The organism is Aminobacter sp. Y103A (assembly GCF_030294925.1).
In the GTDB taxonomy this organism is placed as follows: Bacteria; Pseudomonadota; Alphaproteobacteria; order Rhizobiales; family Rhizobiaceae; genus Aminobacter; species Aminobacter ciceronei.
On sequence record NZ_AP017986.1, the window covers coordinates 3,080,984 to 3,095,219 of the forward strand.

Here is a 14,236-nt window from a genome sequence, read left to right on the forward strand (position 1 = left end):
GTCCAGCGCGATGCCGCCCATTTCGGCCTGGTTTGTTTCTGCTCAGAGCAGATCCGGCCTTATTCCCATAACGGTGCGATCGACGATCTCGCGCAGGGCGAAGGATGAATTGATCTTGGTGACGTGCGGCATCGCCGACAGCCATTCCTTGTGGATGCGCTCGTAGTCGGGCAGATCACGGGCGGCAATGCGCAGGATGTAGTCGTATTCGCCCGACATGAGATGGCAGGACAGGACGTTGGGGCAGCGCTTCACCGCGACCTCGAAGTCCGAAAGCGTCTTCTCGAACTGGCCCGACAGCGAGATATGCACGATGACGGTCATCTGGTGACCCAGCGCGACATTCGAAAGCCGGGCGTGGTAGCCGCTGATGATGCCCGATTTCTCCAGGTTGTCGAGCCGGCGCGAGCAGGCCGATTGCGACAGCCCGATCTTTTCGGCCAATGCCGCATTGGGCATCCGCCCATCCTTCTGCAGCGCGTCCAGAATGGCGATATCGATCCTGTCCAACGGCATTCTTCGAATTTCCTTCGATAATACAGAGGATATGCGCAAAAATTACCGAACACCCCATGGTAGCGCAACCGTTTTCGCAAACATATTCGAAACGATTCGTGATTGACTTCGTCATCGGGAGAGAAGGCCAAAATGGCTGCGGAGGAGCAGGAAGATGCGCGTAGGTTGTCCCAAGGAAATCAAGAATCATGAGTACCGTGTCGGGCTGACGCCCGGTTCGGTTCGCGAATATGTCGCCCACGGCCACGAGGTTCTGGTCGAGACCGGCGCCGGCTCAGGCATCGGCGCCGACGACAATGCGTACCGCGCGGCCGGCGCCCAGATCGCCAAGACCGCCGAGGAGGTGTTCACCCGCTCCGACATGATCGTGAAAGTCAAGGAGCCGCAGCCCAAGGAATGGGCGCAACTGCGAGACGGCCAGATTCTCTATACCTACCTGCATCTTGCGCCCGATCCCGAACAGACAAAGGGGCTCGTCGCCTCGGGCGTGACTGCCGTCGCCTATGAGACGGTGACCGACGATCGCGGCGGCCTGCCGCTGCTGGCGCCGATGTCCGAAGTTGCCGGTCGCCTGGCGATCCAGGCGGGGGCCACCGCGCTACAGAAGGCCCATGGCGGCCGTGGCGTTTTGCTCGGCGGTGTGCCGGGTGTGCTGCCTGGCAAGGTCGCAGTCATCGGCGGCGGCGTCGTCGGCCTGCATGCGGCGCGCATGGCCGCCGGGCTCGGCGCCGACGTCAGCATCATCGACCGCTCGATCCCGCGCCTTCGGCAGCTCGACGACCTGTTCGCCGGCCGTGTACACACGCGCTACTCGACAGTCGAGGCGCTCGAGGAAGAGTGTTTCTCGGCAGATCTCATCATCGGCGCTGTGCTTATCCCCGGCGCTGCCGCGCCCAAGCTGGTCAGCCGTGAAATGCTGTCGGGCATGAAGAAGGGTGCGGTGCTCGTTGATGTCGCCATCGACCAGGGCGGCTGCTTCGAGACTTCGCACGCCACCACCCATGCCGACCCGACCTACGAAGTCGATGGCATCATCCACTATTGCGTCGCCAACATGCCGGGTGCTGTGCCGGTCACCTCGGCGCATGCGCTCAACAACGCAACGCTGCAATACGGCCTAGCGCTCGCCGACCGCGGCCTGAAAGCGCTCGCCGACGAGCCGCATTTGCGCAACGGCCTCAATGTCCACCGCGGTCGGATCACCAATCGCGCGGTCGCCGAAGCGCTCGGCTATGAGATGACGGAAGCAAAGTCGGCACTGGCCGCCTGATTCTCTTTGGAGTTGCGATCAAGCGCCCGCCGCAGCGATGCGGCGGGCATTTTCTTGTCTGTCGATCCCTCGCCGGCTCGGCTTCGGCAAGATACTACCAAAAATAGTTTGCGCTTCGGCACGGATTTGCCCACCCGTGACATCTTAGCTGCATCAAACGCAACGCAGGCGTGCCATGACTGCATGGGGTTGCGACATTGGGCGTGGGCAAGACCTTCGAAATGCTTCCCCCCCGGGCAATCGGGGCAGTTGCGATGGCACGTCGGCAGATTCCGCTGAAGAGCAGCAGGATTTGCCGCCAAGCCATTGGTGCTTGAGGATATTTCGTGGTCCAGACGTTCATGCCGGGAAGCTAAATTGCCTGCGAGTGTGACATTTTAGTTGCACCGTAAGCAACCTAGGCGTGCTAGCAAGGCGACATTGGGTAAGGTTGGGGTAGTAAATTATGAAATTTGGCAAGACTTTGCAGGCGCTGTTGCTTGGCGCTGTGTCGGCTGTTGCGATCAACTCGGCAGCCCTTGCGGCTGATTCAGTCGCGGAAGCGCCAGCGGCAGGCTTCAACTGGAGCGGTCTCTATGTCGGCTTCGGTGGTGGCGTCGGTGCGGTCAAGCACGGCCTGGAAATTGCAAATCCGAACGGTCCGGAAACCATGGGCCTGCCTGACCTCGGTGGCGGCGGCGTCTTTGGCGAAGTGACCGTCGGCTATGACTACATGGTGTCGGACCGGTTCCTGCTCGGCGCATTTGCCGATGGCCATTTCGGCAATATCGGCCTTTCGCTCGAGGCTGCCGGCGGCTTTGCCGACGCAACACTCAACAACACCTACGGCTTCGATGTCGCAGCTCGCGCAGGCTATCTTCTGACGCCGACGACGCTCGGCTATGTCCTCGGCGGATACAGCTGGCAGCAGTTCAAGCTCGACGGCACGATCGTCGGCACGCCTTTCGAGTTCGACGAAAGCCGAAGCGGCTATGTGCTCGGCGTCGGCCTCGAAACAGTGGTCAGCGGCAACTGGACCCTCAAGTCAGAATATCGCTACGCCAACTATGGCAATGACACCGTCGTCGACCTGGGCGGCACCGGCCTGCTCAACGTCGCACCGACCACCCACACGTTCCATGTCGGCGCCAACTACCGCTTCGGCGGTCAGAATGGCGGCGGCACGTCCTTTGCAGCGCCCGCCTATAGCTGGACCGGCTTTTACGTCGGCGGCGCGCTCGGCGCAGGCGCCATTACCGATGAGATCAACCTTGGCGGCGGTGCGGCCTCGTTCAATGGCATCGGCGGCGAAGGCGCCTTCGGCGAGCTGAGCGTCGGTTACGACCACGAACTGAACGGCAACTGGGTTGTCGGCATCATGGTCGACGGTCGTTATTCAGGGATGAGCACGCAACTGTTTGATGCTTCGGCATTGGGCGGCCCGAAGCTCGAAGGCAAAGCCGACTACGGTTTCGACATATTGGCCCGAGTTGGCGCCAAGGTGAACGAATCGACCCTGGCATATGTGATCGGTGGCTATAGTTGGCAGCACGTCACAGAAGACAGGCTTGATGGCGCCGATGTCACCGAGTTTGATTGGAGCGTTGGCGGCTTCTCGGTCGGTGGCGGCCTCGAAACGGCTGTGACCAACAACATGTCCGTCAACCTCGAGTATCGCTACTCGAAGTTTGAAGGCCAGGACTACGACAGCGGCGGCATGTGGGAAACGGTTCCCGCCTTCCACACCGTCCGCGTCGGTGCGAAGTACAAGTTCAACTGAGACCGTTTCAGGCAAACGGCCCCAACCCGCCGCAGCGATGCGGCGGGTTTTTTGTTTGCGGTTCAGTTAGATAGCAACGCCGTTTGATTTGCCTTCTTGGTCCAGTTCGATCCGGCACTGGTAGCAATTGTTCTTTGCCGAGCGCATGTGCACGTAGGCCACTTCGGGTCGCTGGAGCAGCATTTCGGCGCGCTCACGGATTTCGGGCGTCGGCGTCACCGCCCCCGTGCCATAGACGATACGATCGTCGGCGCTGTAACCGCGCAGAATGTAGTCCTTGGTTCGGGTAAACAGTTCAGGCAATTCTGCCGCTTCTGGCGCGCGCGGGCATTCATCGGCATGCAGAAAGATCGGCCCGGTTTCGGCATAAGGCTGAACTGCCGGAAACGGCCTGTAGGCAAGAATGAGATAACCCTCGCCGGCACCGACATTGGTCAGGCAATGGCGGCACGGCACGCCGTCGCCATCGGAGACCCTGCGCTCCGGTGTCATGCCATAGGCGTCAGGCCCGCCCTGCTGGAGTGCCCGCACCGCCTCTGTGGGCAGGCCATGGAAAATGATGCTCATAACGACAATCCTCGTTGATCGATTGTCGCAAGCTATGGCGAGCGCAGGCATGCGCCCACCCGATTTCCTGCACCACCTGTTTCCTAAACAGACAGCGTTTCGTCCATCAGCGCGTCGAGCACCCTGACCAGGCCGGTGAATTCGCGCACCCGACGAACGGCAAGCAGGGTGCCGGCGACGTAAGGCACTGCCGAGGTGCCGGCATCGTGGCGAATGGTCAGTCGCTCCTCAGGCAGACCGAAAACGGCTTCGCAGGACAGCTGATAGGATGGCAGGCGCAGTGAATGGACCTGCACCGCCGTACCCTCGCCCAGCTTGGCGCCACGGGCTTCCGGATGCCCGTAAACTTCCGAGGTCGGCAAGGCCGTCGGCGCACCGCGAATCTCGGACAGCGTCTCGGCCAGCTCGAGCGCGGTGCCAGAGGGGGCGTCGGCCTTTCTTGCGCTGGCATAGTCGATGATTTCGACGTCGGGCACATATTGCGCCGCCATCAGCGCAAACTTCTTCATCAGGGTCGCGGTGATCGAATAGTTGCCGGCGGCAACGACACCGACGTTGTTGGCGCGGGCCGCCGCGTTGATCTCGCGGTAATCAGCAGCCCTCAGTCCTGATGTGCCGATGACGACATGGCAGCCGCGCGAAATGGCGAGCATGGCATGGTCGCGCACGGCAACCGGCTTGGTGTAGTCGACGACGACATCACAGGGCGCGGCCAGGGCCTCGGCAAGCGTGGCACTGATCCTCTGGCCGCTCGGCTGACCACCTGTCGCCACGCCAACGTCGTGGCCGGCAGCCCTGCGTGCGACTGCGCCGACAAGCCGCATGTCGCCTTGCCCCTCTATTGCCGGGACAAGCGCCTTGCCAACCCAGCCGGTGGCACCGGCCATCACCACTCTGATCGTCATCTTTTGCCTCCAATTTGGTATACTGTATACTACATTGGAGGACGCAAATAAAGCCCGGCTCTCGCAAGCCGGGCTTGTTGGCGCTGAAAATCGCTCGATGCTAGCGGATGAACGCGTCGTAGCGGCGCAGCGTGACGCGGCGGTTGCGCCAGTTCTCGTTCTGGGTCGGCACCAGCAGGAACTCCTCGCCATAACCCACGGTTTCCAGCGCATAGCGAGGGATGCCGAACTCGCGCACAAGGGTCTGCTTCAGCGAGGCGGCGCGGCGCTCCGACAAGGCCTGGTTCGACGAAAACGAGCCGACGGCATCGGTATGGCCTTCGATCAGCACACGCGCATCCGGGTCGCGGCGCAGGATGCGGTCCAGAGCGTTGGCGATGTTCTCGACCTTGCCATATTGCGAATAAGGCACCTCGGCCGAGCCGAAGGCGAAATTGATCGACTGGATGTCGATCGACGGCGCCATGCGGCGCAGGTCGGGCCGGCGCTTGAATTCACGAACGGTGACGCGCTGGTTGGGCCTGAGCTTCATTGTCGGTGCGGCCTGAAGCTGGCGCTCGATCTGCGACGCCGAAGGCGTCGTCGCCTGCGCGGCAGCGAGCGAAGGCGCGGCAAGCACGGCGATCAGCGCTGCGGCAAGCGTACGGCGGTTCAACATCCTCATTCTCCTTGCATATTTGTTGCGTGGAAAATGCCAGAACCGACATGAAGCAGCGATGAACGGGCGGTTCAGGCTGGGTTGTGCGCCATTACGGCCGCATCACGCTTGCCGAACGTTCGGCAAAGCTCATGGTGCGAACCGTTTCGGTTTTCTGAGCAACTGGCGAAAAACCCATCTTCTGGTAGAGCGGCAAGGCCGCAGGATGGTCGAGGGTGCAGGTCTGAACCGTCACCTTGTGCGGCCTGTAGGTCCACGCCGCTGCGATCGCAGCCCCCAGGAACCAGCGGCCGATACCCTGCCCGGTGGCGTGTTCCATCATGCCGAAATAGGCGAGTTCAACCTCTTCGGGCAGATGCGGCTTGATGTCCATGAAGCCCGCCGGCGCGCCATCGAGATAAAGCACCCTGATGTCGCGGTCCTCGCGATGCAGACCGGCGGCAAGTTCTTCGTCATTGAGCCTCAGGCTGTTGACCCAATGCCATTTGCGGCCGACGCGGTCGGCGAGATAGCGGTAGTAGTGCAGCGGAATGTCACGCGTCCTCAGAAGCGCGATCTGGCGATTGACCGGCAGCGGCGGCGTGTAAACAGGTGGCGTGTGCATTTCCAGAAAGGTGACCGTCACCTCGATGTTCTCGCTGCGGTCGACGGCCATGCTCATGCTTTCCCCGTCACGACAGGCGTGTCGGACATGCCGCCCCATTCGGTCCAGGAACCATCGTAAAGCCTGACGTCGCCGTGCCCGAGCGACTGAAGCGCAAGCGTGATGACGGCAGCGGTAACGCCCGAACCACAGGAGGTGACGACAGGCTTCGTGAGATCGAGCCCCGCCGCCTCGAGCGTTGCCTTCAGCCGGTCGAGCGGCAGAAGCTCGCCATTCTCCGACAACGTCACCGACGGCACGCTGTGCGCACCCGGCATGTGGCCGGAGCGCAGGCCAGGACGCGGTTCTGGATCGGTGCCCTCGAAGCGTCCGGCAGAACGCGCGTCGGCGATCTGGGCACTGCCCGTGTCGACGATCTTGCGCATCTCGGCCAGCGAAACGACCTTCGAAGCGTCATAGTCGACGTGGAACACGCCGGGCGCGGTCTTGGTCGGCTCGGCGGTCACCGGTCTACCAGCCGCCTTCCAGCGGTCGAAGCCACCGTCGAGAATGTAGACCTGGAACACGCCCATGATCCGGAACATCCACCAGACCCGCGGTGCCGTCTGGAACCCCGGGCCGTCATAGATGACGATGGTGTCGTCCGCCGAAATCCCCATCGAGCCTGCGAAACGTGCAAACAGAGAGGGTGACGGCAGCGTGTGCGGCAGTGCAGAATCCGGATCGACGATCAGGTCCTGGTCGAAGAACACCGCACCCGGGATGTGGGCGGCGTCATATTCGGCGCGCGGGTCGCGTTTCTGCGCCGGCATGTACCAGGAAGCGTCGACGATCGACAGGCCGGGCGTACCTAGCCGCATTTCCAGCCAGTCCGCATCGATGACGAAGGCGCTCTTGTCACTCATGGCAACGTCTCCAGGTTCAATTGGCAGGCATCGCGCCGAAGCGGATGCGGAAGCGGCGGTTTTCCCGCCCCTTCTTTTCGATCTTGCCGATATGGATCTCGCCGATTTCGGCAGTGCTGGCGACATGGGTTCCGCCGCAGGGCTGGCTGTCGACCGAGGCATTGTCGCCGATGCAGACGAGCCTGATCTTGCCGGTGCCGGATGGCGGGCGCACATTCTTGGACTTCACCAACGTCGGATTGGCGGCAAGCTCGGCGTCGGAAATCCAGCTGGTGTAGATCGGATGGTTGGCGCGGACGAGCTCCATCAACCTGGCGGTCACATCTTCCCTCGTGAAGCCGGCGTCGGGGATGTCGAAATCGACGCGCGAATCCTCCTCGCTGACCGACGCTCCGGTGATCGGGTACGGACAGACCACCGTCAACAGATGGCAGGCCGCGTGCATGCGCATCAACAGAAGCCGCCGCGGCCAGTCGATCGCCAGCCTCAACCGCTCGCCAACCTCGGGTACTCCCTGTTCCAGAGCGGGCACATGGATGATCTCGTCCTTGCTTTCACCCGTGATCGTGGCCTCCACAGCGATCCGGCTGCCGTCCTCGCGCACCAGGATGCCGGTGTCGCCGGGCTGGCCGCCCGAGGTCGCATAGAAGATCGTCCGGTCGAGGATAATGCCGCCGCGCTCATTGACGCCGACGACACTGGCCTCGGTCTCGCGGAGATAAGAATCCTCGCGAAACACCGCCTCGGTCGAAAATGCCATCACGCCACCTGCTCGAACGGCACCGAAATGCTGGGCTCGGTCTCCATCCAATCGGGCACAGGCAGGCTCTTGCTACGCAGGAAATCAGGGTTGAACAGCTTGGACTGGTAGCGCGTGCCGAAATCGGCAAGGACCGTCACGATGGTGTGCCCAGGGCCGAGCTGTCTTGCCAGCCGGATCGCGCCGGCAATGTTGATGCCGGTCGAGCCGCCAACGCAGATACCCTCTTCCTGGATCAGCCCGAAGACGATCGGCAATGCTTCCTCATCGGGGATTTGGTACGAAAAATCCGGTGTAAAATCTTCCAGATTGGCGGTGATCCGGCCCTGGCCGATGCCTTCGGTGATCGAACTGCCTTCGGCTTTCAATTCGCCCGAAGTGTAGTAGCTGTAGAGCGCAGCACCCAAGGGATCGGCGATGGCGATCTTCACGGCAGCACTCTTTGCCTTCAGCCCGATCGCTACGCCCGCAAGCGTGCCGCCGGTGCCGACGGCCGAAACGAAACCGTCAACCTTGCCGCCGGTCTGCTGCCAGATTTCCTCGGCCGTGGTGCGGATATGGCCTTCGCGGTTGGCGACGTTATCGAACTGATTGGCCCAGATGGCGCCGTTCGGCTCGGTTTTCGCCAGTTGCTCGGCCAGGCGACCGGAAACCTTCACGTAGTTGTTCGGGTTCTTGTAGGGAACGGCCGGAACCTCGATCAGCTCGGCACCGAGCAGGCGAAGCGCATCCTTCTTTTCCTGGCTCTGCGTGTCGGGAATGACGATCACAGTGCGGTAGCCGAGCGCCTTGGCAACGACGGTCAGGCCGATGCCGGTATTGCCGGCCGTGCCTTCGACGATGACACCGCCGGGCCGCAGCAGCCCGCGTTTTTCGGCGTCGCGGATGATGAACAGGCCGGCGCGATCCTTGACCGATTGCCCCGGGTTCATGAACTCGGCCTTGCCGAGTATCTCGCAGCCGGTTTCCTCCGAGGCCCGCTTGAGCCGGATGAGAGGCGTATTGCCGATGGCATCGATCACCGAGCGCATGAAGATTCCTTCCTAATTCGCCTGAGAACCCTAGAAATGTGAGCTCGCGCTTTCAAGGGATGAAATTCTCTGGACCAGTCGCATCCCGACGTCAACGCGCGCAAGCCCCCTCCCTGACCAGTCAAGGCACCATCATCACGGTGCTTCCTAAAACAGCCTTTCCATATGCATGCCGCCCGGCTAGAGCTACGCAATAGCTACTGCCCAGAGGTTAGAAGTGAGCACATACCGGGCCGACCCGGAACACGGGGTCGCGTGGATTACCGGCGGCAGCACCGGTATTGGCCGCAGCGTGGCCCGCTTGTTGGCAAAACAAGGCTACACGGTTGCCGTCACCGTCCGGGCCAACGACCCGCTCGATACTCTGATCGAGGAAACACGCGGCATGGCCGGAAAGGTGCTGGCCTTTCCCTCCGACGTCACCGACGAGGCTGGAATGGCTGCCGCCGTCGCCGCCATCGAAGCGCAGGCCGGGCCGATCGTGCTCGCGATCTTCAATGCCGGGTCCTACATGCCGGTAACCGGCGAAAACCTGCGCATGGAAGCCTTCCGCCAGAGTTTCGCCGTCAACGTCTTCGGCGTCATCAACGGCCTGGTTCCTGTGATCGAGCGGATGCGCAATCGTGGCCGCGGACATATCGTCTTCATGGGCTCGATCAGTTGTTATTTCGGCTGGCCGACGACGGCCGCCTACGGCGCCACAAAGGCAGCCGTCAACATCATCGCCGAAGCGCTGAAGTTCGACTTCGACAAGATGAACATCCGCACCCAGGTGATGAACCCCGGTTTCATCGACACGCCGCTGACCCAAAAGAGCGCCTATTACATGCCTGCGATGATGCCGGTCGAGGCGGCCGCCGAACGGGTCTGCAAGGCGATACGCAAGAGCGGTTTCGAGGTCACCTTCCCACGCCGCCTGACATGGGCAATGAAGCTGTTGTTCCTGCTGCCGCGACCATTGCGCGAAATGGCGCTGCGCGTTGCCACCCGCTGGAAGATGGAGCCCTTGATCTATCTCAGGCGCTCGAGCTTCGACTGATCCTCGACCACGACCTCGGGCTTTGCGTCACGTGCCCAGAGGTAGATGACGATCGCCGCCCCCAACATCAGCACATAGAACCAGAACAGCGCCGAATAGGCTGCCGTCGGCTGACCCGGCAGCAGATTGGCGGTGACCACTGCGCCTGTCGCGAATTGCATCAGTCCCACGCCGCCGATGGAGAAGAAGTTCATCAGCGTTACGCCCCGCCCGATCAGGTGCGGCGGCAGGAATGCGCGCGCATGCGCCATCAGCAGGCCGTAGGCACCACCAGACACGCCGATGATCACGAAGATGAGCGTGACGGTGGTGACGTCGGTGACGACGTTCAGCGCGAGATAGAGGATCGCCATGAGGCCGATGGTGTTGCCGATGACAGCCACCCACTTGCGGGTGCGGAACATCGTGTCGAGCGGGCCATAGACAAAGGCGCCGGCGACCATGGCGAGCGCCATGAAGAACGTCACCTGCCCGATCAGCAGCGCGTCGGCGCCGTAGACATCGACGAGATAGGGACCGGACCAGAGCCCCCTGATGCCGGTCGTCGGCGCATAATTGATCGCGGTCAGTGGGATGATCGGCCAAAGGACACGCATTCGCAGCAGTTCGAGATAACCGCCGAAACCGATATTGCCCTCTTTCATGTCCTCCGGCGATTTCGGATCACGCACGGCGACCAGCACGGCAAGTGCCGCGGCAATGGTAATGACACCCAGCCCGGCCATGACCGGTCGCCAGCCGAACGCCTCCGCAGCCTGCGCCAGCGGGGCGGCGCCAATGACGTTTCCGGCGGTGCCAAAAGCGACCATCCACGAGGCGAGCACGGCAAAGCGGGCAGTGGAGAAAGTGCGCGCAAATATGAACAGCGATGACATGAGCACCGGCGCGCAACCGATGCCGATCAGCGCCATGGCCGCCGTGACCAACCAGGGAGCAGTTGCCAAGGCAAAGACAAAGGCGCCACCCCCGCCGCCGAGCAAGAGCAGTGTCGAAGCGGTGCGGCGCGGGCCAAACCGGTCGAGTGACACCCCGATGAAAAATTGCGCCAGGGCAAAGGTGATGAAGAAGGCGCCGGAGGCGACGGAGAGTTGCGCCTTGGTGGCACCGAGCTCGGCGGTGAGTGCCGGGGTCAGCACCGCCAGGAAGGAGCGATAGAACTGGGACAGCACATAAGCGATTGCGAGCGTCGCTATTCCGGCCATTCCGTCCCCTCAAACGAAAGGGCGGCCGAAGCACCGCCCCGACCGCCCTAACCTATTCATACAATGCAGCAAATGGACCAGTCAGGCCCGATCTGCTGCACAGATCACGCTGCGCGCGTGTTCGGCTTGCGCGCACCGAAGCGGCGCTTGCCGCCCTTGGGCGCAGCACCCTTCGGAGCGCCGCCAGACTTGCGGTCGCCGCCGCCATGGCCGCCCTTGGGCTTGCCGCCATTGTTGCCACGCGGGCGCTGACCGCTGGGTCGACGCTCGTCGCGCTCGCCGCGATCGTTGGCCGGCGTGAAGCCGCGCGGTTCGCCAGCCGGACGCACCGGATCAGGTTCGCCGAGGTGATCGGCGTCGATGGTCAGCTTCATGCGGATGATGCGCTCGACCTGACGCAGCTTGGAGTTTTCCGAAGGATCAACCAGCGTGACCGCGATGCCATTGGCACCGTTGCGGCCAGTACGACCGATACGGTGGACGTAGCTTTCGGCTTCATCAGGCAGATCGAAGTTCACGACGTGGCTGATACCCGGCACGTCGATACCGCGTGCCGCGATATCGGTGGCGACCAGAATGCGAACCTTGCCGGCGCGGAAACCGTTCAGTGCAGCCTGACGTGCGTTCTGCGACTTGTTGCCGTGGATGACGGCGGCGGGGAAACCGTCGCGGTCCAGATCCTTCACGACGCGGTCGGCGCCATGCTTGGTGCGGGCAAAGACCAGGACCGAAGTCATGGCCTCGTCGGCGAGCATCTTTGCCAGGATCTGGCGCTTCTGCTTGGTGCGGGCGAGGATGATGCTCTGGCGGATCTCGGCGGCGGTGGTGCTCTGCGGGGCAACCTCGACGCGGATCGGATCCTTGAGCAGGCCCTGGGCGAGTTCGGCGATCTCCTGAGGCATGGTTGCCGAAAACAGGGCTGTCTGACGGTTGCGCGACGTTGCCTTGGCGATGCGCTTGACGTCATTGATGAAGCCCATGTCGAGCATGCGGTCGGCCTCGTCGAGGACAAGCCATTCGGTGTCGGCCAGAACGAGGTCGCCTTCGCGGACGAGGTCGGTCAGGCGGCCCGGCGTGGCAATCAGCACGTCGACGCCCGGCGCGATCTTCTTGACCTGCGAGAAACGCGACACGCCGCCGAGGACCAGCGCGGTCGAGACGTGCGCGCCCTTGGCGAGCACCTTGATGGTGTCTTCGATCTGCACGGCGAGTTCACGCGTCGGCGCAAGGATCAGCGCACGCGCCGTCTTGGGTCGACGCTTGGTGCCGAGCGCCATGATCTTGGACAGGATCGGCAGCGAGAAGGCCGCAGTCTTGCCTGAACCGGTCTGGGCGATGCCGAGGATGTCGCGGCCAGCCAGCTGCGCCGGGATCGACTCGATCTGGATCGGCTTCGGCTCGTTGAACCCGGCCAACTGGGTCGCCTTGAGCAGCGCGCCGGTAATGCCGAGTTTGGCGAAGCCGTTCAGCTCCGCATTGTTTTCATTCGTCAATATCTTCTTCTTTCGTGCGACGGCTATTCCGCCACAAACAACAATGGCGGCAGGGCGCAACCTGCCGGCCTGAATCTCTCGTGAAACGACAAGGCGGCGGACGACTGTCCGCTCGGCTGCGCTGTCGTGCCCGCTGGCCTCATGCCGCGGGTCTATTCCGCCGCCTGCCGTTACCGGCAAGGGTGAAAACAGACGCAACCAGTCTCTCTAGTGAGAAAGCCGTAAGCCCGGCCCAAGCGCCTATGACGCCGCATATGGATGATTTGGGAGGAAAATGCAAGCCGCCAATGCTGCATCGCAACATTCCAGCTTGGCAGCGTAATGCCGGCTCCGGCCTCACGCGTTGGCGACAACTTCGTTGAGCGCGTCCAGATCGACGTAGAAAATCCGGGTAATGGCGATGATCAGCTCGTCCCCCAGATATCCATATGACTTCAGGATGCTGACCGCGGTGAGTATGTCGACCGGCTCGGTCAGACGCCTCTTCATGCTTTCCTCGACAAACTGTTCCAACTGGCTGTTCCCTTGTCGATTGCCCAGACGCAACGAACACAGACCAGAACGCTCGATAAGAGGTATGGATCGCAGCTTGCGCGGAACTTGCCGGCACCGCCGGACAACCACGCATCGATCGGGAACGCGGGAAACGGTCGACTCACAAGGCCATCCTCAGGTTAGCACAGCCGCATATCCATGCTACCTCAGGGACGATCAGGCTCCGCCTCGACCCTTGATGTGCCGATCGCAACGTCGAGGGCAAGCCGGACCATGTCGGAGAACAGCTCCTGGCGCTCGGACGCATCCGTATCCTCGCCATTGACGAGGCTGTCGACAACCGTGCAGATCGACAGCGCCTTGGCTCTGAAGCGCGCGGCGATCGTGTACAGCGCGTTTGTCTCCATATCGACCGCCAGCGCGCCATGGGCACGCACTCCGGCAAAACGCCCGAGCACATCGGGATGATAAAACACGTCGCTCGAGGCCGTCTGGCCGACATAATGGATGATGCCCATTTCGACTGCCCGCCGGGCAGCCCGGCACAACAGCTCGAAGTCGGCGCTCGGCGCGTAGTCGTAGACACCGAAAAGCTGGCGATTGATGGCGCTGTCGCTGCTCGACGATTGTGAAATGACCAGACTGCGCAGCTTGACGTGGTCGGCTAGGCCGCCGCAGGTGCCGACGCGGATCAGTGTCCGTGCGCCATAGGTTTCAAGCAGCTCATGAGCATAGATGGCGAGTGAAGGCGCACCTATGCCTGTCGTGTGCAGGCTGATTGGACTGCCGCGATAGCGGCCAGTATAGGCGAGTGCCCCACGAACCCGGTTTATGCAGCGGACATCCTCAAGGAAGGTGGCAGCGATCCATTCGGTACGCTGGGGATCGCCCGGCAGTAGAACGGTTTCGGCGTAGTCGCCTCGTTTCGCCTCATTATGCGGCGTGGTCTGCATCTGTCACCCCCGACGACGCTTCCCCGCATGATGGCACGATCAGCACATACGGGAAAGCTAATAGAAAGTCGGGCAGGAC

General features: G+C 62.3%; 15 protein-coding genes. 3 read left to right on the top strand and 12 right to left on the bottom strand.

Annotated features, from left to right (window positions below):
• Positions 1 to 42 precede the first annotated feature (42 nt).
• Positions 43 to 516 carry an Lrp/AsnC family transcriptional regulator gene (locus Amn_RS15070; protein WP_067961812.1) on the bottom strand — a complete coding sequence of 158 codons (474 nt, stop codon included), beginning with the start codon at positions 514 to 516 and terminating at the stop codon, positions 43 to 45.
• A 154-nt stretch (positions 517 to 670) separates the two neighbouring features.
• On the opposite strand from Amn_RS15070, the gene ald reads away from it, so the two are divergent.
• Positions 671 to 1,786, top strand: coding sequence for an alanine dehydrogenase (ald, locus tag Amn_RS15075; RefSeq protein ID WP_286290084.1), 1,116 nt, complete (start codon positions 671 to 673; stop codon positions 1,784 to 1,786).
• Between the two features lie 445 nt (positions 1,787 to 2,231).
• Positions 2,232 to 3,545: an outer membrane protein gene (locus Amn_RS15080; protein WP_154384178.1), complete on the top strand. Its 1,314-nt coding sequence runs from the start codon at positions 2,232 to 2,234 to the stop codon at positions 3,543 to 3,545.
• A 66-nt stretch (positions 3,546 to 3,611) separates the two neighbouring features.
• Here Amn_RS15080 and Amn_RS15085 read toward each other — a convergent pair whose 3' ends face one another.
• The 7 genes from Amn_RS15085 to Amn_RS15115 all read right to left on the bottom strand — a co-directional run bounded on the left by Amn_RS15085 (position 3,612) and on the right by Amn_RS15115 (position 8,975).
• A complete protein-coding gene (locus tag Amn_RS15085; protein WP_154384177.1) occupies positions 3,612 to 4,112 on the bottom strand; it encodes a DUF1203 domain-containing protein in 501 nt (166 codons plus the stop codon).
• A gap of 83 nt (positions 4,113 to 4,195) precedes the next feature.
• Complete coding sequence (dapB, locus tag Amn_RS15090; RefSeq protein WP_067961805.1) at positions 4,196 to 5,017, bottom strand: 4-hydroxy-tetrahydrodipicolinate reductase; 822 nt, start codon at positions 5,015 to 5,017, stop codon at positions 4,196 to 4,198.
• Positions 5,018 to 5,117: 100 nt separating this feature from the next.
• Positions 5,118 to 5,675 carry an OmpA family protein gene (locus tag Amn_RS15095; protein WP_067961803.1) on the bottom strand — a complete coding sequence of 186 codons (558 nt, stop codon included), beginning with the start codon at positions 5,673 to 5,675 and terminating at the stop codon, positions 5,118 to 5,120.
• A 91-nt stretch (positions 5,676 to 5,766) separates the two neighbouring features.
• The gene (locus Amn_RS15100; protein WP_067961801.1) at positions 5,767 to 6,330 is read right to left on the bottom strand and encodes a GNAT family N-acetyltransferase; all 564 of its coding nucleotides are present in this window, start codon (positions 6,328 to 6,330) and stop codon (positions 5,767 to 5,769) included.
• Positions 6,331 to 6,332: 2 nt separating this feature from the next.
• Complete coding sequence (gene sseA / locus Amn_RS15105; RefSeq protein ID WP_067961799.1) at positions 6,333 to 7,184, bottom strand: 3-mercaptopyruvate sulfurtransferase; 852 nt, start codon at positions 7,182 to 7,184, stop codon at positions 6,333 to 6,335.
• 16 nt (positions 7,185 to 7,200) lie between these two features.
• Positions 7,201 to 7,944 carry an alanyl-tRNA editing protein gene (locus Amn_RS15110; protein ID WP_067961797.1) on the bottom strand — a complete coding sequence of 248 codons (744 nt, stop codon included), beginning with the start codon at positions 7,942 to 7,944 and terminating at the stop codon, positions 7,201 to 7,203.
• On the bottom strand, positions 7,944 to 8,975 hold the full coding sequence (locus Amn_RS15115; protein ID WP_067961795.1) for a cysteine synthase A: 1,032 nt from the start codon (positions 8,973 to 8,975) through the stop codon (positions 7,944 to 7,946). The genes Amn_RS15110 and Amn_RS15115 overlap by 1 nt, the downstream gene beginning before the upstream one ends.
• A 217-nt stretch (positions 8,976 to 9,192) precedes the next feature.
• On the opposite strand from Amn_RS15115, the gene Amn_RS15120 reads away from it, so the two are divergent.
• Positions 9,193 to 10,014, top strand: coding sequence for an SDR family NAD(P)-dependent oxidoreductase (locus Amn_RS15120; RefSeq protein WP_286290096.1), 822 nt, complete (start codon positions 9,193 to 9,195; stop codon positions 10,012 to 10,014).
• On the opposite strand, the gene Amn_RS15125 is transcribed toward Amn_RS15120, so the two are convergent.
• The 4 genes from Amn_RS15125 to deoD form a co-directional block, all read right to left on the bottom strand.
• Entirely contained in the window at positions 9,987 to 11,216 is a 1,230-nt protein-coding gene (locus tag Amn_RS15125) for an MFS transporter (RefSeq protein WP_067961791.1), read from the bottom strand. The genes Amn_RS15120 and Amn_RS15125 overlap by 28 nt on opposite strands.
• A 104-nt stretch (positions 11,217 to 11,320) precedes the next feature.
• Complete coding sequence (locus Amn_RS15130) at positions 11,321 to 12,709, bottom strand: DEAD/DEAH box helicase (protein ID WP_263007025.1); 1,389 nt, start codon at positions 12,707 to 12,709, stop codon at positions 11,321 to 11,323.
• Between the two features lie 336 nt (positions 12,710 to 13,045).
• A complete protein-coding gene (locus Amn_RS15135; RefSeq protein ID WP_182585841.1) occupies positions 13,046 to 13,222 on the bottom strand; it encodes a hypothetical protein in 177 nt (58 codons plus the stop codon).
• Between the two features lie 188 nt (positions 13,223 to 13,410).
• The gene (deoD, locus tag Amn_RS15140; RefSeq protein ID WP_263007024.1) at positions 13,411 to 14,157 is read right to left on the bottom strand and encodes a purine-nucleoside phosphorylase; all 747 of its coding nucleotides are present in this window, start codon (positions 14,155 to 14,157) and stop codon (positions 13,411 to 13,413) included.
• Positions 14,158 to 14,236 lie beyond the last annotated feature (79 nt).